Annotated in this window: 17 protein-coding genes; 2 read left to right on the top strand and 15 right to left on the bottom strand. The window is 55.5% G+C overall.

From position 1 onward, the window contains the following. Positions 1–41: 41 nt before the first annotated feature. From NYE74_RS14685 to NYE74_RS14665, 5 genes are read right to left on the bottom strand one after another with little or no spacing between them, the layout of a single operon-like run. Positions 42–1556 carry an ABC transporter substrate-binding protein gene (locus tag NYE74_RS14685; RefSeq protein WP_340928206.1) on the bottom strand — a complete coding sequence of 505 codons (1515 nt, stop codon included), beginning with the start codon at positions 1554–1556 and terminating at the stop codon, positions 42–44. After that, the gene (locus NYE74_RS14680; protein WP_340928208.1) at positions 1553–2443 is read right to left on the bottom strand and encodes an ABC transporter ATP-binding protein; all 891 of its coding nucleotides are present in this window, start codon (positions 2441–2443) and stop codon (positions 1553–1555) included. The genes NYE74_RS14685 and NYE74_RS14680 overlap by 4 nt, the downstream gene beginning before the upstream one ends. 3 nt (positions 2444–2446) lie before the next feature. After that, positions 2447–5344 (bottom strand): ABC transporter permease, encoded by a 2898-nt coding sequence (locus NYE74_RS14675; protein ID WP_340928210.1) that lies wholly within the window; start codon positions 5342–5344, stop codon positions 2447–2449. Beyond that, on the bottom strand, positions 5344–6432 hold the full coding sequence (locus NYE74_RS14670) for an efflux RND transporter periplasmic adaptor subunit (RefSeq protein ID WP_340928212.1): 1089 nt from the start codon (positions 6430–6432) through the stop codon (positions 5344–5346). The genes NYE74_RS14675 and NYE74_RS14670 overlap by 1 nt, the downstream gene beginning before the upstream one ends. Next, positions 6395–7243 carry an ABC transporter ATP-binding protein gene (locus tag NYE74_RS14665; protein WP_340928213.1) on the bottom strand — a complete coding sequence of 283 codons (849 nt, stop codon included), beginning with the start codon at positions 7241–7243 and terminating at the stop codon, positions 6395–6397. Before NYE74_RS14665 ends, NYE74_RS14670 begins: the two co-directional genes overlap by 38 nt. A 241-nt stretch (positions 7244–7484) precedes the next feature. Between NYE74_RS14665 and NYE74_RS14660 the strand changes: the two genes are divergently transcribed. Beyond that, positions 7485–9083 carry an S-layer homology domain-containing protein gene (locus NYE74_RS14660; RefSeq protein ID WP_340928217.1) on the top strand — a complete coding sequence of 533 codons (1599 nt, stop codon included), beginning with the start codon at positions 7485–7487 and terminating at the stop codon, positions 9081–9083. Between the two features lie 111 nt (positions 9084–9194). Here NYE74_RS14660 and pyrE read toward each other — a convergent pair whose 3' ends face one another. The 7 genes from pyrE to pyrR all read right to left on the bottom strand — a co-directional run bounded on the left by pyrE (position 9195) and on the right by pyrR (position 18136). Then, positions 9195–9836: an orotate phosphoribosyltransferase gene (pyrE, locus tag NYE74_RS14655; RefSeq protein ID WP_340928219.1), complete on the bottom strand. Its 642-nt coding sequence runs from the start codon at positions 9834–9836 to the stop codon at positions 9195–9197. Positions 9837–9838: 2 nt separating this feature from the next. Continuing rightward, on the bottom strand, positions 9839–10567 hold the full coding sequence (pyrF, locus tag NYE74_RS14650) for an orotidine-5'-phosphate decarboxylase (RefSeq protein ID WP_340928221.1): 729 nt from the start codon (positions 10565–10567) through the stop codon (positions 9839–9841). 285 nt (positions 10568–10852) lie between these two features. Further along, a complete protein-coding gene (gene carB, locus NYE74_RS14645) occupies positions 10853–14065 on the bottom strand; it encodes a carbamoyl-phosphate synthase large subunit (protein ID WP_340928223.1) in 3213 nt (1070 codons plus the stop codon). Between the two features lie 3 nt (positions 14066–14068). Continuing rightward, entirely contained in the window at positions 14069–15205 is a 1137-nt protein-coding gene (gene carA / locus NYE74_RS14640; protein WP_036621443.1) for a glutamine-hydrolyzing carbamoyl-phosphate synthase small subunit, read from the bottom strand. Between the two features lie 101 nt (positions 15206–15306). Then, complete coding sequence (locus NYE74_RS14635) at positions 15307–16599, bottom strand: dihydroorotase (protein WP_036621441.1); 1293 nt, start codon at positions 16597–16599, stop codon at positions 15307–15309. 78 nt (positions 16600–16677) lie between these two features. After that, a complete protein-coding gene (locus NYE74_RS14630; RefSeq protein ID WP_036621438.1) occupies positions 16678–17589 on the bottom strand; it encodes an aspartate carbamoyltransferase catalytic subunit in 912 nt (303 codons plus the stop codon). Position 17590: 1 nt separating this feature from the next. Beyond that, the gene (gene pyrR, locus NYE74_RS14625) at positions 17591–18136 is read right to left on the bottom strand and encodes a bifunctional pyr operon transcriptional regulator/uracil phosphoribosyltransferase PyrR (protein ID WP_036621436.1); all 546 of its coding nucleotides are present in this window, start codon (positions 18134–18136) and stop codon (positions 17591–17593) included. Between the two features lie 937 nt (positions 18137–19073). Between pyrR and NYE74_RS14620 the strand changes: the two genes are divergently transcribed. Beyond that, positions 19074–19988: a transposase gene (locus NYE74_RS14620; protein WP_115311165.1), complete on the top strand. Its 915-nt coding sequence runs from the start codon at positions 19074–19076 to the stop codon at positions 19986–19988. A gap of 442 nt (positions 19989–20430) precedes the next feature. Here the strand turns inward: NYE74_RS14620 and NYE74_RS14615 are convergent, their stop codons facing one another. From NYE74_RS14615 to lspA, 3 genes are all read right to left on the bottom strand, one after another. Further along, on the bottom strand, positions 20431–21684 hold the full coding sequence (locus tag NYE74_RS14615; RefSeq protein WP_340928226.1) for an LL-diaminopimelate aminotransferase: 1254 nt from the start codon (positions 21682–21684) through the stop codon (positions 20431–20433). A 146-nt stretch (positions 21685–21830) separates the two neighbouring features. Next, positions 21831–22778, bottom strand: coding sequence for an RluA family pseudouridine synthase (locus NYE74_RS14610; protein WP_340928227.1), 948 nt, complete (start codon positions 22776–22778; stop codon positions 21831–21833). Continuing rightward, entirely contained in the window at positions 22775–23272 is a 498-nt protein-coding gene (gene lspA / locus NYE74_RS14605) for a signal peptidase II (RefSeq protein ID WP_340928229.1), read from the bottom strand. Before lspA ends, NYE74_RS14610 begins: the two co-directional genes overlap by 4 nt. Positions 23273–23274 lie beyond the last annotated feature (2 nt).

Genomic DNA, 23274 nt, shown 5'->3' with positions numbered 1-23274 from the left:
CAGCTGCTTTTGGGTTTAGTAAATTTTGTTTACACGCCTGCTTAATATTTGACTCCGGAAGTTCCGCTTTCGTTCGGGACGAACGGAGTCCCGTCTTCCTGGAATTGGGTTTTCGGGTTGTTTTTGATTTCCAGCAACATCTTGTTGCCCTTTTCTTCCCATTCCTTGAGCGCTTCCTCCGGCGTTTTTTTGTTCTCCAGCACTTCCTGATAGTAATTGCGCCCGATGTTGGTTACGCTGTACAGGCCCGGTTTTTCGGCGGACATTTTGTCGTCTTTCGGGTCCGTCGGCGGCGTAGGCTTGAGCAAATAAAACGCCTGAATATTGTAATCCAATCCTTGTTTCGGCTCAATAAACGACTTGCGCGCCACCATCTCGTAAGAATTGCTGCGGGATTTTAGTTTCGCCCAATCCGGACTGTTGATGAATTTGATAAAATCCCAGGCGGTCTCCGGATTCGGCGCCGCACTGTTGATGGCAAACGTGCTGCCTAGCCAAATATTTCCCCCGACATCCGGTTTTTCGGAATGCACCGGCACCGTGACGATATCCCAATCGACCGCTTTGAAGTTTTTGATTTTGCCGGCATTGTTGTTCGCATCGGCAATCTCGCTGATATAATAGTTATCCCCGATCGTCATCGCGACTTTGCCGGACAGGAACAAATCGCCGCTGATCGGCGTCCATTGGTCCATGGCTCCATCCGACATGCCCGCCGATGAGTCCGGAATGATTTTATCCTTGACCAGTTTCGACATCGTTTCCCAGACTTTGATCCATTGGGGCGAATTAACCGTCATCATTTCCGCTTTATCGTCATACGTTTTGAGCTGCAGGGCGTTTAGGTAGTTGCTCTGCATATCGAAAAACGGATCGCTGCCTTGGTAGCGGCTGAAAGCAAATCCGTAGACCCGGTCTTTTCCTTCCCCTTTGGCAACGCGGCGAGCCAAATTAAAAACGTCATCCCACGTCATCTTGTCCGTCGGAGGTTCGACGCCGGCGTCGGCAAATATCTTTTTGTTATAAAAAAGCGCCGATGAAGTGAAGGATGGAGTTAAAGCGTACAGTTTCCCGTCCCCTAAATCCTTGATGCCTTCAATCACCGCAGGCACGTAATCCGCAGTGTCGAATTTATCTTCCTGAATCATCGGGTCCAGTTGCTTGACCATGTTCTCCTGGATCAATTGGTTCAGCACGCTCGTATCCGTAACAACGATGTCGACCGGATTGCCGCCGGTCATAATCTTTTTTATGCTGTCCAGGTAATCCGGCGGTTGATACTCTTCCGTGCCGTCGGAATAGCGGTATTGGCTTTGATCGACGGCCGGAACGATCTCGATCCGGACTTTCTGATGCGTAAATTCATAGACATCGGTATATTGCTGGCGGAAATACGAATCATCGTACCCCCCGTACAGCACACCGATCCGCAGTACCTTCTCCTGCTCTTTGTCGACGGCTTTGCCTCCGCTGCAGCCCGCAAGCAATCCCAGCGCAAGCGTTGCGGTCAGCAGCGCCGTCGTAATTTTACGAAAACTCCCTCTCCTCATGCTCATTTTACCCCATCCCCCTCTAAGGCTTTTGGCGCCGTAATAATGATTTTTTCTCCGTCAAACTCCATGCTGGCCCGTCCGCCGATACCGACGGCTTCCAGATATTCTTTCGGCACCTGAAGACGACCGACGCGGTCGACCACCACAAACGCTTCGTGCACCTCCTGCAGTCCTCCGCCCAAGCCCTCCGCTGCGGCCAGATCAAGGTTAGGATTCCGCTTCACAAACTCGGTGCTCGTTAAACCGTCGCGGATCGCCACGACGCGGTCCACTTTGCCCGCCAGCGTCAAATCATGCGTAACGATGACGACCGTGATGCCGATATCCCGGTTGACCTGGCGAAAAATCTGCATGATTTGATCGGATGTCGCCGTATCGACCGATCCGGTCGGTTCGTCGGCAAGCAGCAGTTTCGGACGGTTCGAAAGCGAGATGGCGATCGCCACCCGCTGCTGCTCCCCGCCGGATAGCTGGTGGAGCTTGTTGTGCATCCGGTGCTTGAGTCCAACCCGCTCCAGCAGTTCCTTGGCATAATTGCTGTCCAGCTTGCCGGTCAGCAGCATCGGCATCTCGACGTTCTCCAGCGCCGTTAAATAAGGCAATAGGTTGCGCGCGTTGTTTTGCCATACGAAACCTACCGTGCTGCGCTTATATTCCACCAGTTGATCGTCGCGAATCTTCAGCAGATCCCAGCCGCCGACGGACACCTGACCGGCCGAAGGCCGGTCAAGGCCGCCCAGAATGTTCAGCAGGGTTGATTTGCCGCTGCCGCTGTTCCCGATTATGGCCATCATTTCGCCTTGCTCCACGGTTAGATTAAGACCCTGAAGCGCTACGACTTCGATGTCCTCGGACTTGAAAATTTTGACCAATCCTTCGCAGTGTATCATCGGCTACCGCTCCTCTCCCATTTTCACGGCTTGATGCACGCGCAGCCGCCGGATTTGCCACAGCAGCAGGCCGGCTCCGAGCAGCAGCATCACCAACACGACCACGTAGAGCTGCAGCGTATCCTGCGAGTCGAACACGATCCGAAACGGCGGAACCTGCGTGGTCACGTTATCGGCGGTTTGCAGGAACGGCAGGTACAGCCTGCCGGCGATTTTGCCGATGACGATGCCGAGCACGATCGATAAGCCCGCCGTCAATATTTGCTCGGTCAGCAGCATAAAGGTCAGCTGCTTGCGCGACAAGCCCATCGCCCGCAAAATCCCGAACTGAACGACCCGCCCGGATAAATTAAAGAACCAGTAAAGCACGTATCCGATCAGCGACACGATGACCGAAACGAGGAAACCAAGGCTCAAAATGCCGAACACCCCGCCGCGGGTCGGGTGCTTGCTCTGCGCCGCCAATTCGCTGCGCACATCGCTCACCTCATACAATTCGATGTTCTTTTCGGCCAGCTTTGGAATGAGCGGCGCCACCTTGGCGCCCGGCTTCATCTTCAGCCAAACCTCGTAAGGAATAAGCGGAACCTGATCATAGATATAATCGAGGTTGGCGATAACAAATGGTGTCTGGTCCGGATATTGGCTGGGCCAATACGGAATGATGCCGTACACGGCGAATTCCACCGGCTGATCATTAAGCGAAACCGTGAATACATCCCCCAGCTTCAGCTTGTATTTCTCGGCCAGATTGGACGGAACCAAAGCCGCGCTTTCGTTCATGCCCAGAAAATTCAAATAATTGTACGGATGCGTCGGGAACAAATCGTCCCGGAACCAGGCAACCTTGGCAAAATCGACATTGTCGATCCCCATCACGTTGCCCTGCCCGGCCGAGCGGCCGGAAATGATAATATTGCCTTTCGTTTGCAGGACACGCGCCGCATTTTCCACGCCATCCAGCTGGCGGAAAATTTCAAACGGCGGCTCCGACGCATAGATCACCTTGGTCGGTCTCTGGTTTTGTCCGCCGCCCGGGCCGCCTCCGCCCGGCGCTCCCGGATTCCCCGGTTGGCCGGAACCGCCGCCCTGCCCTTGGCCGCCTTGGCCCGATCCCTGCGATGGACGCTTAATTTCCGGCGTTCCATCCCATACCGTCTTCATGATTACATCCGCCCCGTATTTGTAGAGCGTCCGCTCCGTCGAGTTCAAATCGATCGTCCGGGCGGCGGATGCATTGTAAACGCCGAGCCCGAGCGTCAATACCAGCAAAATCATCAGCGGATAATAGGACAATGATGACCGCGACAGTTGGGTCAAACTTAAATAATAAGGCACGGGCAGCCATTTTTTGCCGAGCCAGCCGATCAGCTTGAGCAGCCACGGAAACACGCGCAAGAAGAACAAACCGATCGAAAAGATGGCCAGCGCCGGGACGAAAAACAGGAACGGCTGAACCTGCAGCTCATCCGTGGTCAACCCGGTTTGGAACGTCAGCATTTGGCGTTCCTGGAACATATAGTAGCCGTAGGCGGAAATCCCCATCAGCACGATGTCCAGGAACCAACGCTGCCAGAAGGGCGCCCGGTCGGAGCGCGCCTGCTTTTGCTTCGCTTTGACGATCGAGGCGCGGGCATAGGATACCGCTGGCAGCAGGGTCGCCAGAATCGCGATGACAACCGCCAAAGCCCCCAACACAAGCGCATCAAAATTAAAGCCGACCGGAATCGATTTGCGGTTGACGAACGTCAAAAACCCGTCGGCCGCTCCTATCGATTTGGACATGAACCAGCCGAGCAGCGGTCCCAGGATCAGCGCCACGACACCTAGAATCAAGCTCTCCAGCAAATAAATGAAAACGATTTGGTTAGTCGACGCTCCCCGGCTGCGCAGAACGGCGATGTCGCTTTGCTGCTTGTCGAGAGCTTGGCGGGCATTCATCACGATATAGTAGAACACCATGGCGATCATCGGCGCCGCCAGCGTAAACAGCAGCGTCTGCATCTGCAGGCTCTGCTTGCGGAAATCGTTCAGCAGGCTTCCAAAAGAGACATCGACTTTTGCATCCTTTAGCTTCTGGTACAGTTCGATGTTCAAACGATCCAGCGTACCTGCCAGCGGCGATAGCTGGCTCGTTTTAATCTCCCGAAGATCAAAGGCATAATACCAGCTCGAATTGTGAAGCGGTATCGACATGCGCTGAAGCAGATCTTCATTAAACACTTTGTCAGGGAGGTAGAAGCTGTTCATCATCCCCTCAAAACCCTGGTACCAATACGGATCGCTCTCGTTTTTGGGCTGAAACGCGCCGACGATTTTTACTTTAAGCGTAATGCCCGAACCGCCGCTTACAGGATACTCCATCACGTCGCCGACGTGCAGGTCCTGGCGGTACATCGCCTCCTCCAGCATCAGCGCCTCGATCGTATCTCCGCTGGCCTTTTCTGAAAACATTTTGCCTCCGGACAGCTCGATATGATCCTGGAGTCCGCTCATCGAGGAGAGCGTCATCGTTCGCGTCCGGCTCGCATCGACCTTGGTCGGGTCGACCGGGTATACCTCCGTGCTCCGGATCGAACGTGTATTGACATAGGTTTCATGAGGAAAACCGATTTCCTTCGGCACCTCGTTGACAATATATTCATCCACGGCCTTTAAGCCGCCGATGTCCGTCTTCGTTCCCCCCGGCGCCTGGTAGCCCATGATCAGGGAACCTGCGGGAAGTCCTTCGCTTTCGCTTTTTAACGTACTCGAAACGACCCGCTTCAGCGAACCGTCCGAATACATCGGTATGCTGACGGTAAACGAAACAGCAACGATAAGACCAAGCAGCGTACTGAACGTCAGCCATTTCGTGTTCCACATTTTGCGGAACAGTAAGCGCAATAAAGGTACACCCATTAACGACCCACTACTTTCTGCCCCGGCGTAAGACCTTTAACGATTTCAATATCGGTCGAAGTCTGCAGGCCAACTTCAACGTCGGCTTCGCGTTTGCTGCCGTCCTTTTCGACGACCTGCACATAGGTACGCGAACCAATCGTGCGCAGGGCGGAAATCGGAATAAGCACGGCGTTTTCCTTGCGCTCGGTGACGATGGAAACGCTGAGCGGTCTGCCCCGCTCGATGCCTTTAGGCCATTTGTCCAGCTGTACGATCACGTATTTGTCGATCGAGTCTTTTTCCGGCTGGTTGCCATTGTTGTTATCGCTATCCGAAGAATTGGCGTTGACCGGCATCACCTTGACCTTGCCGTTGTATACACCGGCAGCGTTAATATCGACTTTGGCGTCCATACCGACCGCGATTTTTTCCAGATCCTCCTTGGCAAAAGAAGCGGCCACGACCAGTGATGAAGTATCCGAAATCACCGCCAATGTTTTGTAAGCTTCAATGGTCTTGCCTTTTTCGGCCGAGACGGACACGATCGTGCCGGAAAACGGCGCTCGGAGCGTCCCGTCCGCGATCGTCTTCTCCAAATCCGCAAGGTCCTGCCGCGCTTCTTCAAAAACAATCGAAGCCTCCTCGAATTCAACCGGATCCTTCTCGTCTTTCGTGCGGAGAAGTTCCTTCATTTGTATTTCCTGCTTGCGGAATTCCAGTTTCTTCTTGCGCAGGTCCTTCTGCAGTTCCTCCACGTCCAGCTCGATCAGCGGATCTCCCTGCTTCACCTTATCCCCGGCTTTGACCAGCACATTTTTGATATGCAGATCGCCCTTCGTAAAGAACAGCGGCTCTTCTCGCTGGCTCATGATTTTCCCGACCGCGCTCACGTCAATCACGATCGGTCCCTTCCTCACTTCGTACTCCGGTTTTTTCGAAATGGTCGGCGGCGTAATGACGGGAATATCCTCTTCCTCGTCTTCGTTCGGAAGCAAGGCGCAGCCGGATGCGGCAACGAGCGATGCGCAAATCGCCAGCAAGCCCAGCGTCCGCGAAAGCTTTCTTCCTTTAGTTGATAAATCTTCCATCCACCATTTCGTAAACATGGTCGGCTACCTCCAAGATTGTAGGATCGTGTGTCGTCATGCAAATCGTCACTCGTTCCGTATGTATGATGTTTTTGAAAACGGTCATGACTTGCGCGCCCATTTGCGAATCCAAATTCGCCGTCGGCTCGTCCGCCAGCAGCAACTTGGGCCTATGGGCGATCGCTTTGGCGATGGCCACCCGCTGCTGCTCCCCGCCCGACATTTCGAACGGCCGGTGAAACATCCGTTTGCCGAGTCCGACCAGTTCCAGGCAGTGTGTAACGCGCGGTTTCCATTCCTGCGTCGGCACCCCGGCCATGCGCAAAGACAGCTCCACGTTCTCCCACGCGGAAAGCAGCGGCAGCAGCGCATAAGCCTGAAAGATAAAGCCGATTTGATCTCGCCGCAGCACCGTACGTTTGTCGTCACTTAACCGGTGTAGAGGCTGATCGCGGAAAAAAATCTCCCCCGACGTCGGCTGATCAAGCCCGCCCAACATGTTGAGCAGCGTCGTTTTCCCCGAGCCGGACCTCCCTTTGAGCATGACAAGCTGGCCGGGATGGACCTCCATGTTGATCCCTTTCAATACCTGAATTTCTCCACCGCCGACCGGAAAAGACCTGCGGACGTCTTTAACCATCAGCAGCGGCCCCTTCTCCATTTCTTGCGTAGGTGCATCGTTTATCCCTGAAACGGCCGCAGCCTCAAGCTTCTCCGGTTCGGACGTCCCCTCGGGAAGCTCCGGCAAGTCCCAGTTAACCTCCGGAATAGGCGTCTCCGCTTCCGGCTTAACTCCTATTTTTCCTCTCTTGCGAAGCCAAAGCTTCATCTTGTATCGTTCTCCCGTTTTTTCAATTTGCTGCTCCCCCTCTGACTCGCGAAATATCTTTGTCTAAGAATGCTTTACGTCTAGCATTATAAACGAAATATTATGCCAAAAAGTTACAACTTTTTTTACGATTTGATATTTTTTAGAGGCTTTGATTTCCATATTTTTTACACTGATCATATTCTATTAGTCTGTTAAAATAAAGGGGATTTCTACTAATTTAGGCAAGGAGTCCTACTTCATGAAAAAAGTATTATCCATGCTCCTGTTGGCATCCCTGATGTTGACCGCTCCCGGCGTCGATCAGCTGCCGGTGTCCGCCGAGAAACTGCCCTATGACGATATAAACGGCAGCTACGCCAAAGAGGCGATCGTGCGATTATATGAAAATAATACCATGAAAGGTACATCCCCAACCGAATTTTCTCCTGCACGGGCGATTACCCGCGCCGAATTTATGACCACGCTGACCCGCATCCTGCATCTGGAACCCGTGTCCTCGGCCCTCCCGGCTTATACCGACGTTGCTGCTTCTGCATGGTACTACGGAACGATTCAGGCCGCGACCGAACTCGGGCTTACGGAAGGGCTGGGGGGCGGCATCTTCAAGCCAAACCAACCAATTACCCGGCAGGAAGCCGCGGCCTGGCTCGTCAGAGCGCTGAAGCAAAAGACGGGGGCGGCGCCGGTTTCCGGCTATAAGGATGGCGCTAGCATCGCACTTTGGGCCCGCCCTTACATAAGCTCCGTTTCTCTACTTGGTCTGATGGAAGGCAGCGACGGGAAGTTTTATCCGAACCGGGCGATGACCCGCCAGGAAACCGCCGTCATTCTTGATCGATTGCTGCAGGGCGACATGTTTCCAAAAGCGATAGCCGCAACCGGAGAGCAGGCGATACAAATCGGCTGGCAATTCGGCCAATCAACCGAAGACTACCGGAGGTCCGTACAACAGTCCAGCGTCAACGTGCTTGCGCCGAGATGGTACTTTTTGGAGAACACCGGAAAAATATCCGATTCCACGGACCCTGCCCTTGTGACATGGGCCAAAAAAAGCGGAAAACAGGTTTGGGCCATGGTGGGCAACCGTTTTGATCAGGAAACGACGCATAAGCTGCTCTCCTCATCTTCCTTGTCTTCTGCCGCGATCCAGGACTTGAAATCGTATGTAAGCAAATACGGGCTGCAAGGCATCAATCTTGACTTTGAAAACGTGCAGGCGGCCGATAAGGCGCTTTTTACCGAGTTCGTCGCCAAACTGGCCAAGGAGCTGGACAGCGTCTCCGCCGTTTTGTCCGTGGATTTGCCGCCCGATTTGGGCAACGATTGGTCGGACGCTTACGATTACGCAAAGCTCGCCAAAAGCGCGGATTACATTGTGCTGATGGCTTATGACGAACATTGGAGCGGCTATACGGCCGGTTCGGTCGCTTCTTTGAATTGGGTGCAAAAACGGGTCGGCGAACTGCTGGCCAAAGTGCCGGCAGACCAAATAATTTTGGGGATGCCGCTCTATACCCGGGATTGGACCGTCAATGGCAACGGGGCAACCGTATCGTCGGAGGATTTGAGCATTCCTGAGCAAAACAGCCGGATTAAGCAATACGGGGCAAAAATCCAATGGAATGCAACGGCCGGCCAGTATACGGCCGAATACCGGAAATCCGGTCTGCTGCACCGAATCTGGCTGGAAGATTCCCGCTCGCTGGCGGAAAAATTCCGGATGGGCTTAAGTACGGGGATCGCCGGCTTCGCCTACTGGCATATCGGCGGCGAATCTCCGGAAGTTTGGACGAGCTTGAAAAATACGGAGAAGTACGAAGGGTATAGGTTCGAATAAGCCGTTCGGCCTATTCCCTTCAATAATAGGCTTTAATACGAGTATCTGGTTTGAGCCTTTAAAAAAGCGAAACTTTTGCCAAAATGCAAAAGTTTCGCTTTTTGCATCCTTCTAAGCCCCGAAGGAAGCCGGATCCTTACGCCACGACTGCAGCAGCTCCAAGTCTTCGGCTTTGATGTCGCCGCGCTTCACGGCAACGTCGATCAGCGCCGAATAGTTGGATAACGTCTGAAGCGGGATGCCCGCCTCGGCAAACGCGCTGACCGCTTTGTCCAGCTGGTAGCTGAAAATCGCCAGCACGGCGAGCGGTTCGGCCCCCGCCTCCCGGACGGCCAAGGCTGCCTTAAGCGAACTGCCCCCGGTAGAAATCAAATCTTCGATGACGACGACCTTTTGACCGGGTTTGATCAAACCTTCGATTTGATTTTCTTTGCCGTGGCCCTTGGCTTTGTCGCGGATATAGGCCATCGGCAGGCCCAGCTTCTGCGCCGCAAACGCGGCGTGGGGAATGCCCGCCGTCGCCGTTCCGGCAATGACCTCGGCTTCGGGATAAGCTTCGCGGATCAAAGCCGCAAACGACTCCGCGATCAGGTCGCGGATCGCCGGATAAGACATCGTCAAGCGGTTGTCGCAGTATATCGGCGATTTGATGCCCGAGGTCCACGTAAACGGCTGGTGCGGCCGAAGCGCCACCGCTCCGATTTCCAGCAAATTTTCGGCGATTTGGGCCGCTGTGTCAGTTGAGTTTGCCATGATTACATCATCTCCTCGATAATTTTCTCCGCCGCTTCGCGGGGACTGGCTGCCGCGCTGATCGGACGCCCGACGACGATGTAATCCGTCCCTTGGGACATCGCTTCGCCCGGCGTTAGGGTGCGGGATTGATCGTCCGCCTGGCTGCCGGCCGGCCGGATGCCCGGCGTTACGGTCAGAAACGCTTGTCCGCACCGCTCTTTCACCGCCGGCACTTCCAGCGGCGAAGCGACGACGCCGTCCAGGCCGGCTTCCCGGGCCAGCGCCGCATAATTCACCACGGACGCTTCCACACTTCCGGGAATGCCGATTTCACGGTTGAGCATATTCCGGTTTGTGCTCGTCAGCTGCGTCACCGCAATGATTTGCGGCATGGACAGAGTTATGCCGCTTTCCAAAGCGGCAAGCGCTCCTTCCTTGGCCGCTTTCATCATATTTACGCCGCCAGCGGCATGAACGTTAAACATATCCACACCGAGCTTGGTGACGCTGTTTGCACCGCCTTTAACGGTGTTCGGGATATCGTGCATTTTTACATCCAGAAACACCAAATAGCCCGCTTGCTTCAATTCCCGGATAAAATCCGGACCGGCCGCATAAAAAAGCTGCAGCCCTACCTTCATGTAGCAAGGAATGCCTTCCAACGTCTTCAGCAGCTTTCTCGCCCGCTCCGCATCGGGAAAATCGAGGGCGACAATCAGCCGGCCCGCCGCCTGTTCAAATGAACGCATTACCGCTTACCCTCCTGTCATGCCTGCGGCTCCGAAGCAAGTTGCTTCCGAGCCGCAGCATTTTTTTGTAATCGAATTATCCGTCCAAATGACCCCTCTTAATAGTTAGTGTTCAAAAAGGTCGGTTTTCAGCACCGAGAAGGTTGGATGAAGCCAGGGACTGAGTGGCGGAGCGTACGTTTTGGGTACGTGAGCAACGGAAGGCCCGGCTGAATTCAAGATTCGATGCCTTGGTTACTTCTTGATTCACTTCGTGATCAAAAGCGGACTTTTTGAACTTACCTCTTATAAAGAAGGCATCGCTTGGGAGGAGAAGTTGATCGCCTCCAGCATCTCGAGCAGCGCGCGCACCGTATCGAGCGAGGTCATGCAGACGACGCCGTTCTCCACCGCTTCCCGGCGGATGCGGAACCCGTCGCGTTCCGGTTCCTTGCCTTTTGTCAGCGTGTTGATGACGAAGTGCGCTTCCCCGTTCCGGATCAAATCCAGGATGTTCGGCACGCCTTCCGACAGCTTGTAGACGGTTGTCACATGGATGCCCGCGTCGATCAACGCGGAAGCCGTCCCGTCCGTGGCGATGATTTTGTAGCCCAGGCGATAGAAGCCGCGCAGCAGCTCGACCGCTTCCTGCTTATCTTTATCCGCCACGGTCGCGATGATCGCGCCGGTCGCAGGAATTTTCATTCCGGCCCCGATAAGGCCTTTATACAGCGCCTTGGCATACTGCGGATCGCGGCCCATGACTTCTCCGGTCGATTTCATTTCCGGACCGAGCGTCGGCTCGACCCGGCGCAGCTTGGCAAAGGAGAACACCGGCACTTTGACGGCAACCTGCTCGCTTTCCGGCCACAGGCCGTCCTTATAGCCAAGATCGCTCAGCTTCGTGCCGAGAATGCACTGCGTCGCCACGCCCGCCATCGGGATGTTCGTCACCTTGCTCAGGAACGGCACCGTCCGCGAAGAGCGCGGGTTAACCTCGATGACGTACACTTCATCCTTGTAGATAACGAATTGGATGTTGACGAGACCGATGGTTTTCAGCTCTCTGGCGATTTTGATCGTGATTTCGACGATTTTCTCCTTCAGTTCGGCGGACAAATGCTGCGGCGGGTACACCGCAATCGAGTCTCCGGAGTGCACGCCGGCGCGTTCGATATGCTCCATGATCCCCGGAATCAGCACGGTTTCCCCGTCGCAGATCGCGTCGACCTCCACCTCTTTGCCCAGCATGTAGCGGTCGATCAGCACCGGATGCTGCGGGTTGATGTTGACCGCTTCCTCCATGTATCTCAGCAGCTCGCTATCGGAGTAGACGATTTCCATCGCCCGGCCGCCCAGGACGTACGACGGACGCACCAGCACCGGATAACCGAGCGCTTGCGCGGTTCCCACCGCCTCCTCGACCGAGGTGACCGTGCTGCCTTTAGGTTGGGCGATATGCAGCCTGGAGAGCAGCGCTTCGAACTTTTTGCGATCCTCCGCCCCGTCGATCGATGCCAGGGAGGTGCCGAGGATGCGCACGCCGGCCGCCTCCAGCGGCGCCGCCAGGTTGATCGCCGTTTGGCCGCCGAACTGGACGATGACGCCAACCGGATTTTCCTGCTCGATGACGTTCATCACGTCCTCGAAGAACAGGGGCTCGAAATAAAGCCGGTCCGAGGTGTTGAAATCGGTGGACACCGTCTCCGGATTGTTGTTGATGATGACCGCTTCATAACCGGCCCTTTGAATCGCCCAAACCGCGTGCACCGTGGAGTAGTCGAACTCGATGCCCTGACCGATCCGGATCGGGCCGGAGCCGAGCACGACGATTTTTTCCTTCCCGGATTGGACGACTTCATTTTCCGTTTCATAGGTCGAGTAATAGTATGGCGTGGAAGCTTCAAACTCCGCCGCGCACGTATCGACCATTTTATATACCGGCCGCAGGCCACGCTCCTTGCGGAAGCTTCTGACCTCGGCTTCGGTCAAATGCGTGCCCAGCGGCTGCCCCGCCGCGCGCAGCTCGGCGATCGCCCGGTCGGTAAAGCCGAGCCGCTTGGCTTCGTACAAGGTTTCATAGGACAAAATTTCTTCGCCGGCGATCCGCTTCTCGAACTCGACCAAACGTTCGATTTTGTCCAGGAACCACCAGTCGATGCCCGTCAGGTCGTGGATCTGCTGGAGCTTGTAGCCGCGGCGGAACGCTTCGGCGATCAGGAACAGGCGCTCGTCGTCGGCTTTGATCAAGCGGGCGTCCAATGTCCCGTTGTCGATCTTTTCCGCCCCTTTCAAGTACAGGCGGTGTGTGCCGATCTCCAGCGAGCGGACCGCTTTGTGAATCGACTCTTCAAACGTCCGTCCGATCGCCATCACTTCGCCGGTCGCTTTCATCTGCGTGCCCAGCTTGCGGTTGGCGCTGACGAATTTGTCGAACGGCCAGCGCGGGATTTTGCTGACGATGTAGTCGAGCGTCGGTTCAAAACAAGCGTACGTCTGGCCCGTAACCGGGTTGACGATTTCGTCGAGCGTATAGCCGAGGGCGATTTTCGCCGCCATTTTGGCGATCGGGTAGCCCGTCGCTTTGGAGGCGAGCGCCGAAGAACGGCTCACCCGCGGGTTTACTTCGATAACGTAGTACTGGAAGCTTTGCGGATCGAGCGCGAACTGGACGTTGCAGCCGCCTTCGATGTTCAACGCGCGGATGATTTTCAGCGACGCCGAACGCAGCATTTGATACTCGCGGTCGGAAAGCGTCTGGCTCGGAGCTACGACGATGCTGTCCCCGGTATGTACGCCCACCGGGTCAAAGTTCTCCATGTTGCAGACGACGATGCAGTTGTCATTTGCGTCCCGCATGACTTCGTATTCGATTTCCTTCATGCCGGCGATCGATTTTTCGATCAGGCATTGGCCGATCGGGCTGTAGCGGATCCCCGAAGCGACCGTTTCCTTAAGCTCCTCCTCCGTGGCGCAGATGCCGCCGCCGGTGCCGCCCAGCGTATAGGCCGGACGCACGATGACCGGATAGCCGATCTCCGCGGCAAAGGACAGCGCCTCATCGACCGAGGTGATGATCGTGCTTTCCGGCACCGGCTGCTCCAGCTCGCGCATCAGCTCGCGGAACAGGTCGCGGTCCTCCGCCTTTTCGATCGAGGTCAGCTGCGTGCCGAGCAGCTTGACGTTTTCGCGCTCCAGCACGCCGGCGCGGGCCAATTCGACGGCCATGTTCAGGCCGGTTTGGCCGCCCAGCGTCGGCAGCAGGCCGTCCGGGCGCTCCTGGCGGATGATTTGCGTCACGAACTCAAGCGTGATCGGTTCGATGTATACTTTGTCGGCCATGTTGGTGTCCGTCATGATCGTCGCCGGGTTGCTGTTGATCAGCACCACCTCGACGCCTTCTTCCTTCAGCGCCTGGCAGGCCTGCGTTCCGGCATAGTCAAACTCCGCAGCCTGGCCGATGACGATCGGGCCGGAACCGATGACGAGTATCTTCTTGAGGTCTTTGTTGATCGGCATGAATTACAGTTCTCCTTTCGCAGCGGCCATGAGTTCGGCCTGACGGGGCTTTTGCGGATGCAGGCGCTTATGCTCCCGGATCATTTCGATGAAGCGGTCGAACAGGTAGCTGTTGTCGTAAGGTCCGGGAGCGGCCTCCGGATGGTACTGCACCGAAAAAGCCGGATATTTTTTATGCTTCAAGCCTTCGATCGTTTTGTCGTTATTGTTGATATGCGTTACTTCCAGGTCCGTTCCGTTCAGGGACGATTCCGTTACCGTGTACCCGTGGTTCTGGGACGTAATGTAGCAGCGTCCCGATTCCAGCTCTTTGACCGGATGGTTGCCGCCGCGGTGGCCGAATTTCAGTTTCTCCGTATCGGCTCCGCATGCCAAAGCGAACAGTTGGTGGCCCAAGCAGATGCCGAAAATCGGATATTCGCCGAGCAGTTCGGAGATCATTTCCGCCGCGTAAGGCACGTCTTTCGGGTCCCCGGGGCCGTTGGACAGCTGAATCCCGTCGGGATGCAGGCGGCGGATTTCCTCCGCGGTCGTGTTATGCGGCACGATGACCACATCGCAATCCCGTCTGTTGAGTTCGCGTAAAATACCGCTTTTGGCGCCGAAGTCCACAAGCACGATGCGCTCCTTCGAGCCCGGGCTGCTGTAAACGTGCTTCGTCGAGGTTTGGGCCACCTGATTGCGCAGTTCCTCGATGCTGGTGGCGAGCATCATTTCCTTCAGCTCTTCAACCGATTTCGAGGAGGTGGTCAGGATCCCCCGCATCGTCCCCTGATGGCGGATGATGCGCGTCAGCATGCGGGTATCGATATCGGCAATGCCGGGAATCCCGTATTCCTTAAGCAAATCGCCCAGGTTGTACTGCGCCCGCCAGTTGCTGGGCGTCGGCTCGTACCGGCGCACCACGAACCCGTGGATCGACGGTACGATCGATTCGAAATCATCCCGCGAGATGCCGTAGTTTCCGATCAGCGGATAGGTCATGGTGACGATTTGTCCGCAGTAGGACGGGTCGGACAAAACCTCCTGATATCCCGTTATTCCCGTATTAAAAACGACCTCGCCCGTTTTTTCGCCTTCCGCCCCGAATGAGGTTCCGGTAAACAACGTGCCGTCTTCCAACAACAATCTTGCTTGCATCCTGCAGCACTCCTTTAGAAGTTCTATATTCATCAAAGCCCATGATTGGGCTTATGCCTCAGACCTATACCTCGGACCTGCCTTGGCCCTATGCCTCAAGCCTATGCCTCAGACCAAACCAGGTTTCCGCCCACGATCGTCGCCACCGGCCAGCCCTTCAGCTTCCACCCGGCAAACGGCGTGTTGCGCCCTTTCGAGGCAAAGGCCGCCGGATCGACGGGCCGCTCCTCCTGCAAATCGACGATCGTCAGATCGGCGGGAGCGCCGGGAGCGAGGCGTCCGGCCTTTAGCCCGAACACTTTCGCCGGATCTGCAGTCATGCGCTGCACCAGCATCCCCAAAGTCCAGCGGCCTTCGGCCACAAATTTGGTGTACAGCAGCGGGAACGCCGTTTCGAAACCGACGATGCCAAACGGCGCAAGCTGCATGCCCTTGGCCTTTTCTTCCTCGCTGTGCGGCGCGTGATCGGTGACGATGATGTCGATCGTTCCGTCCTCCAATGCCGCGATACAAGCCTCCACGTCCCGGCGGGAGCGCAGCGGCGGATTCATTTTCCAGTTGGCGTCCAGCCCAGGGATATCTTCGTCCGCCAGGATCAGATGGTGCGGGCATACCTCGGCGGTCACGTTGATGCCGATCTCTTTGGCCTGCCGGATCAAGCGGATCGACTGCTCCGTGCTGACGTGGCAGACGTGGTAGTGAACGCCCGTCGCTTCCGCAAGCAAAATATCGCGCCCGACATGGATCGCCTCCGACTCGTTCGGGATGCCTTTCAAGCCGTGCCGTCTGGCGAATTCCCCCTCGGCGACCGGCGCTCCTTCCACCAGCGAGTTGTCCTCGCAGTGGGCGATGACCGGCATAGCCAGCGACGCCGCCAGTTTCATCGCGTCCTTCATCATCTGCGCGCTCTGCACGCCTACGCCGTCGTCGGTGAAGCCGATTGCGCCGGCTTCCTTCAGCGCGGCAAAGTCGGTCAACTCGCGGCCAAGCTCGCCTTTCGTGATCGCCGCGTACGGCAGCACATTGACGAGCCCCGCTTCGTCCGCTTTTTGTTTTACGTATTTTACCGTGTCGGGATTATCGGTCACCGGTCTCGTGTTCGGCATGCAGGCGATCGTGGTGAAGCCGCCTTTGGCCGCCGAGCGCGAGCCCGTTTCGATCGTTTCTTTATGCTCAAAGCCCGGTTCGCGCAAATGCACGTGCATGTCGATAAAACCCGGGGTTACCAGCTTGCCGCCGGCGTCGATTATCCGCGTATCCGGATCGGCCGCTGCGGCCTCCCCGGCCCCGTTAACCGAAATACTTTCGACGATTCCGTTATGGACGGTGATTCGAGATAATTGCAGTTCCCCGTCGCTATTTAGGATATTGGCATTTATAATAATAAGTCGCATGGAATGTTCATCCTCCGCTCTTTCGTACGATTTTGGAATAGGACGGCGGGTTACGGCGCTTTATTTCCCTGCACGGCCCTAGCGTAGGGCCCGTTCCAGGACGGCCATGCGGATCGGCACGCCGTTTTGCATCTGCTTAAAGATGCGCGACTGCGGGTGCTCCACAAGCGCGTCGTCGATTTCCACGCCCCGGTTTACCGGAGCCGGGTGCATGATCAGCGCGTGCGGCGGCAGTTTGGCCGCTCTCTCTTCCGTTAAACCATAATGGAGACGATACTCGGCCGCCGATTTCAAGATGCCGTCCGTATGGCGCTCCAGCTGAACCCGGAGCATCATCACGACGTCGGCGCCAAGCGCTTCTTCCATCGATACGTAAGAAGCGTAAGCTTCAAGCTCCCGGGCCTGCATGTTTTCCGGCGCGCACAGCTTCACTTCCGCGCCGAATTTTTGCAGGGCCCACAGGTTGGAGCGGGCAACCCGGCTATGTTTGATGTCGCCGATGATCGACACCTTGAGCCCCTTCAATTCCCCGAAATGGGCCTTCATCGTATAAAGATCGAGCAGCGCTTGCGTCGGGTGCTCGTTGTTGCCGTCGCCGGCATTGACGAGCGGAACGCCGATTTTTTCCGCAATTCCTTCAAGCATGCCGATCGGCTTAAGCCGGATGACGCCGGCGTCGATGCCCATCGATTCCAGCGTGCGGACGGTGTCGTAAATCGACTCGCCTTTTTCTACGCTCGAGACCGCCGCCGCGAAGTTAAGCACCTGCGCGCCCAGCCTTTTCTCCGCCATTTCGAAGGAAAAGCGGGTCCGCGTGCTGTTTTCAAAAAACATATTGGCTACGAAACGGTCCTGCAGGACCGGGATCACTTTATCTGCTTTAGCGTCCCAGTGGGCCGCCCGGTCCAAAATGGAGGAAATCTCCGACGCGCTCAGGTTTTTGAGTCCCAGCAAGCTGCGTTCCTTCACTGCCGCCATCGTCAGCGCCATGTCAGTTCCCCTCCCGGTTGTGGAGGATACGGACAAGATCGCTTCCGTCATGTTCTTGAAGCAGCACTTCGATTTCTTCCGTGCGCGAGGTCGGCACGTTTTTCCCGATATAATCGGCCCGAATCGGCAGTTCCCGATGGCCCCGATCGGCGAGAACCGCCAGTTGGATCGATTCCGGCCGTCCGCAGTCCATGATCGCGTCCATCGCGGCCCGGATCGTGCGGCCCGTATACAGAACATCGTCGAACAAAATGACTTTTTTGCCTTGAATCGATACTGGGAACGTGGCTTGCTTGGCTCCTCGCACCGTTTCGGTGTTGTCGTCCCGGTAGGACGTTACGTCAAGCTCTCCCCACGGAATCGCCGATCCTTCGATGCTTTCCAGCCGCTCGGCCAGCCGTTTGGCGAGATACACTCCGCGCGTTTTGATGCCGGCCAGCACCAAACCTTCGATCCCTTTGTTTCGCTCCAAAATCTCATGCGCAATTCTGGTAAGCGCCCTCCGAATCGCCTGCTCATCCATAATGATATGACTTTCGATGCTCACAGCCTTGACCTCCTTGGGACAATTGATGGTCACCCGTGTTCGTTCCGTGATCAGCGCATAAAAAAACTCCTTGCCTGATCCAGGCAAGGAGTCTCCAGCCACAGTTAAACTATGACTGTCACGGGGGATTGGGCATGCCAGAGCTCATGAAAATTAAGCGCAGTTCGGCCTGCTTCCCCATTCACGTTACCTTGCCAGCCTCACGGGACTGAATTAAAGGTGCTATTGGTTTACATGCATTATGACAGAACGATGCCAGCCTGTCAAGACGCTCTGCCTTAAAACCGTTCACACCTTGCTCACGACGGAACCACCCGAATCCTCCGTTTAGCGGAAGCGCGGCTGCATATCATTGTTAATAATTATACATTTATATTTATATTTATTCAACCGAATTTTTGGAGCGGCATTTCGCTGGCAGCTTGGCTGAGACCTTATAACTCAACTTTCGCAGCAAAATATCGGCAGACAAGCTTTGATGAAGCTGGGCAAAACAGCAATCCATTGCCGAAGTTGGCGCTGAATCAGAGGCGGACAATATCTTCCCGGTATTTTGGCTGCTTCGTTGAGGAAGCCTTAACGATATAGAGACGTCACGATCCGGCAGGGTCGGTGTACCTACCTTTTGTACTATAGCCGTTTCGAGCCGTGTCACAAATCGATGCCAGGTGAGGGGCTTTCTAAAGGGACCATCTAAAGCGTCGTGTCTTGGTGTCCCTGCCTGCTGCCTGCCTTTGCACGATTATCCCCATTGTTCAGGAGCAGGGAGCAGGGGGGCTAGAACGAGGGTTCCAAAAAAGAGAGAAAAAACAAAAAAGACGAGGAAAAAATGAGGCTGTTCAGGTGAGATTTTCGGCTTGATTAGAGAACGTGTGTTTGGTATAATGAAATAAATGGAACTAAAGTTCATATATTGTTAATTTGGGGGCGAGTAAACATGGAGATCAATGCGGGAACGGAACTTCAATCATTCAGCAGCCGTTTTAACAGCGAGCAGGACTGCATGGAAGCGCTGATCGCGATGAAGTGGCCAAACGGCTTCGTCTGCCCGCGCTGCGCTCACACCCGGTGCAGCCGTCTGACCTCCCGGCATATCCCCTTGTTCGAGTGCGGAAAGTGCAAGCATCAAACATCGCCTTTGGTCGGCACGATTTTTGAAGGAACGCATCTCCCCCTGCTCAAATGGTTCAAGGCGCTGGATATGTTCCTGCTTGAGGGCGGCATCTCGGCGCTGCGGCTGCGCCAGGTGATCCGGGTCGCCTACAAGACCGCCTGGTCGATGCTGCACAAAATACGCCATGCCGTGGGGGAGTTTGATGCCCGGGAGCTGCTTTCCGGAGACGTGAAGGTGAACAGCGATCAGTACGGGCGTAATCCGTCCCGGTGTCAGCTTTCGCATCCGTACGCCTCGGCGGTCGTAGCGGGATGCGCGGTCACGGAGTCGGGCGAGCCGGAACAGGTCAAAATCCGCCTGGTGCCGGATAAGCGGGGAGGCGAAAAAAGGGCAGACCGTCACGATCTAACCGCGTTCATCAATGGGCATGTGGATGTCCATACATCGGCGGTACAATTGTTCCCTCAGGCCTTTCGGCTATATGCGCCCTTGCGGAGAGTGGTGAGAGAGGCGTGGGAATCGCTGAAGAGTACGTATGGAGCCTTGGGACTGAAACATCTGCAGGCGTACCTGAACGAGTACACCGGACGCCGCCGGCTGCACCTGTCCGGAGGACTGCCCGGAGCGGAAGAAACGATGCGGCAGAAGTTGCTGCAGATGTGTGTGGCGATTCCGGCGATCCCTTACCGCCGGCTAATCGCGCGCCAACCGAATCAGCCCCTTGCGGCTGCGGCCTGATTGTGACGCTGGGAACGGTGGAGGAGGGAGTTTGATGCAGATCAACTTAATGGGTCCTTGATCTCCTGTCTTGATCTCTTGTCCGTCTCCTAAGCGCGTCTAAATTATTTCGAACCTATCTGCTGCACCACCAAATATTTTTTTATCCCGAGCTTGTCTTTCTCTTTGCTACCTGATCAAGCGGGATAATCGTGCAAAGTCTCCGGTAGCAAGTGTTGATCTGCCGCCCCTCTCCCCTACTTCCCTATCCTCAAGCTTTCACCCCCTTCCGTGTCCCTTGCTTACGATCGGTCTTCGACTTGACTGTTCCCGCGAAAGTTGAGTTATAACTCAACTTTCCCAGCATGAAATTGGCAAATAAGCGTTTGAAACTTTACAAATTCTAGATATTAAAAAAGGCCGGCCAAGAACATTTCTTGGCCAGCCCATGCAACACATGCAATTAAAAAATAAACTTCAAATCGCCCAAGCGGCGTTTGATTTCCGAAATCACACGCCGCTCTTCCTCCTCGCCGTCGGCAATAAACGTCACGGAGAAACGGATGTAGTGACCGGCGTCGTCCCAAGGCACGGTCGAAATCAATTTCTCGCGGATCAAAAATTGCGAGAAGTCTTCCGCCGTCGCAAACGTCGGACCGCCTTCCACACCCTTCGGCGCCTGTACGTATAGGAAAAAGGATCCCTGCGGCTTCTTCGCATTGAAGCCCAGCTCATTCAGCGCGTTCACCAACAGCTCGTGGCGGCGCGAATACTTCGCGGCGATTTTCTCGGTGATTTCCGGATGCGCCAAACCGTAGGCTGCCGCTTTTTGAATGGCGATAAACTGCCCGGAATCGTTGTTGTCCTTCACGTCGCTGAACGCTTTGACGACCAGCGGATTGCCGGCGACAAACCCGATTCTCCAACCCGTCATGTTGTACGACTTGGACAAGGAGTGCAGTTCCACACCTACGTCCTTAGCGCCAGGCACGGACAGGAAGCTGAGCGGCTTAAGTCCGTCATAAGTCAAGGCTGCGTACGGAGCGTCATGCACGACGACCACATGATATTTCTTCGCCCATTCCACCACTTTGGCGAAAAATTCCGGCGTTGCGCTCGCTCCGGTCGGGTTGTTCGGGTAGTTCAAATACAACAGCTTCGCCTTGCGGGCGACCCCTTCCGGAATCGCATCCAGGTCCGGCAGGAAGTGGTTTTCTTCGGTCAAAGGCACCGTATACACTTCGCCGCCCAAATATTTGGTATGCGTACCGATGATCGGATAGCCCGGGACCGTCATAATCGTAATATCCCCCGGGTTGATAAAGCAGGAAGGCAGCATCGCGATCGCCGGCTTGGAGCCGATCGAATGCACAACCTCCGTAACTGGATCGATGCTTTCCACGCCGAACACATCGCCTAAATATTTCGCCGCAGCTTCCTTGAATTCCGCAATCCCGTTGTCCGCATAGCCGCGGTTTTCCCGTTTGGCCGCTTCTTCCGCAAGCTTGGCCACGATGCCGGGATCGGCCATATCGTCGGGTTCGCCGACGCCCATGTCGATTAGCTCAATGTCGGGAAAATCTTTTTTGGCCGCCGCTTTGGCGCGTTTAATTTTCTCGAATTTATAAATAGCGGTATCTTTACCGTAATTCGCTCCGCCGATCCGGTCCGCAAATATCTGCTGAATGTAGGTTTCTTGTCCATTCGCCGTACTCATTTACCGTCCATCCCCTTCATATTCGTTAAAAAATCTACCTTTTAAATATGAGGGAAGACGGCGGAATAGAGAATGGATTAATTACCCGATCGTTTGTACTTTTTGATCAAGCTGTCTCCTGGAGACGAACATTTCCCGGGAATTAATCAACGGTTTCGCAGCGACAAAAGCACATCCTCCATGTCGGCCGGAATCGGCGCGCTGAACTCCAAATACCGGCCGTCGGCCGGGTGGTCAAAGCCCAAAACGGCTGCATGCAGCGCTTGTCCGTTCATTTTGACGCCTTTGCTGCGTCCGTACAGCGGGTCTCCCACTAGCGGATGCCCGATGAACTTCATGTGCACGCGGATTTGATGGGTGCGTCCGGTTTCCAGCTTAAGTTCCAGCAGAGTGTAATCGCCAAAACGCTCCACCACCTGAAAATGCGTGACTGCCGATTTGCTGTTCCGGTCGATCACCGTATACATTTTGCGGTCGTGCGGGTCGCGGCCGATCGGCGCGTCCACCGTCCCCTGGTCATGGCTGACATTGCCGTGTACGAGGGCGTAATACTTACGGGTGACCGAGTGGGCTTTGAGCTGCGCCGCCAAAGAGGCGTGGGCTTTATCGTTTTTTGCCGCCATCATGAGCCCCGATGTGTCTTTGTCAATGCGGTGCACGATCCCGGGACGCAGTTCCCCGTTGATGCCGGACAAATCCTTGCAGTGAAAAAGCAGCGCATTGACGAGCGTCCCGGAAGCATGACCCGGCGCCGGATGCACGACCATGCCGCGCGCTTTGTTGACGACGATCACATCGCTGTCTTCGTAGTAAATATCGAGCGGAATGTCCTCGGGAGCGATTTCCACCGCTTCCGGCTCGGGGATCGTCAGCACGACGCGGTCGCCCTCCGCCAGCTTATGGTTCGTTTTGACCGGGGTTCCGTTGACGACCAGATTCCCCGCTTCGATCCACAGCTGAATTTGACTTCGCGAAACCTCCTCGTCGAGCTGTCCTTTAACGTATTTGTCAATCCGTTCCTTGGCGGCCGCGGAATCGATCGTCCACTCGAGCGTGCCGTCCTCGGATTCTTCATAAAGCTTGTCTAAACTCATACCTTCTCCTCTTGCTCATGGTTGGCCCTGGACGTCTGTTTTTCCCGGCGCATCTCCAGCAGCGAATCCAAAATGATCAGCGCAACGCCGATCACGATACAGGAATCCGCAACATTAAAGATCGGAAACGTGTAGGAGCCGAAATTAAACTGCAAAAAGTCGACGACCTCGCCGCTGACAACCCGGTCCAGAAAGTTCCCGACCGCTCCGCCAAGCACCAGAGACAGCGCCGTGGGCAACAGCTTGTTCCGCTGTTTTTTTATTTTCAATAAATACCAAATGATCCCGACCACGACGACGGCCGTCACCGTGACAAAAAACCAGCGCTGATCCTGCAATATGCTAAAAGCCGCGCCGCGGTTGCGGTGTGAGGTAATCAGAAAAAAGTTGCCGATGACGGGGATTTGCTCTCCTATCGTTAGACCGGTTGCAATCAAATATTTGGTGCCCTGGTCAATCAGAAAAACAATCAATGCAATCAGAAAGTATACCACGC

This window comes from Paenibacillus sp. FSL P4-0127 (genome assembly GCF_038007325.1).
Taxonomy (GTDB): Bacteria; Bacillota; Bacilli; order Paenibacillales; family Paenibacillaceae; genus Fontibacillus; species Fontibacillus macerans.
Note: the sequence above shows the minus strand (reverse complement) of the source record. Positions and strands in the feature narration are given on the sequence as shown.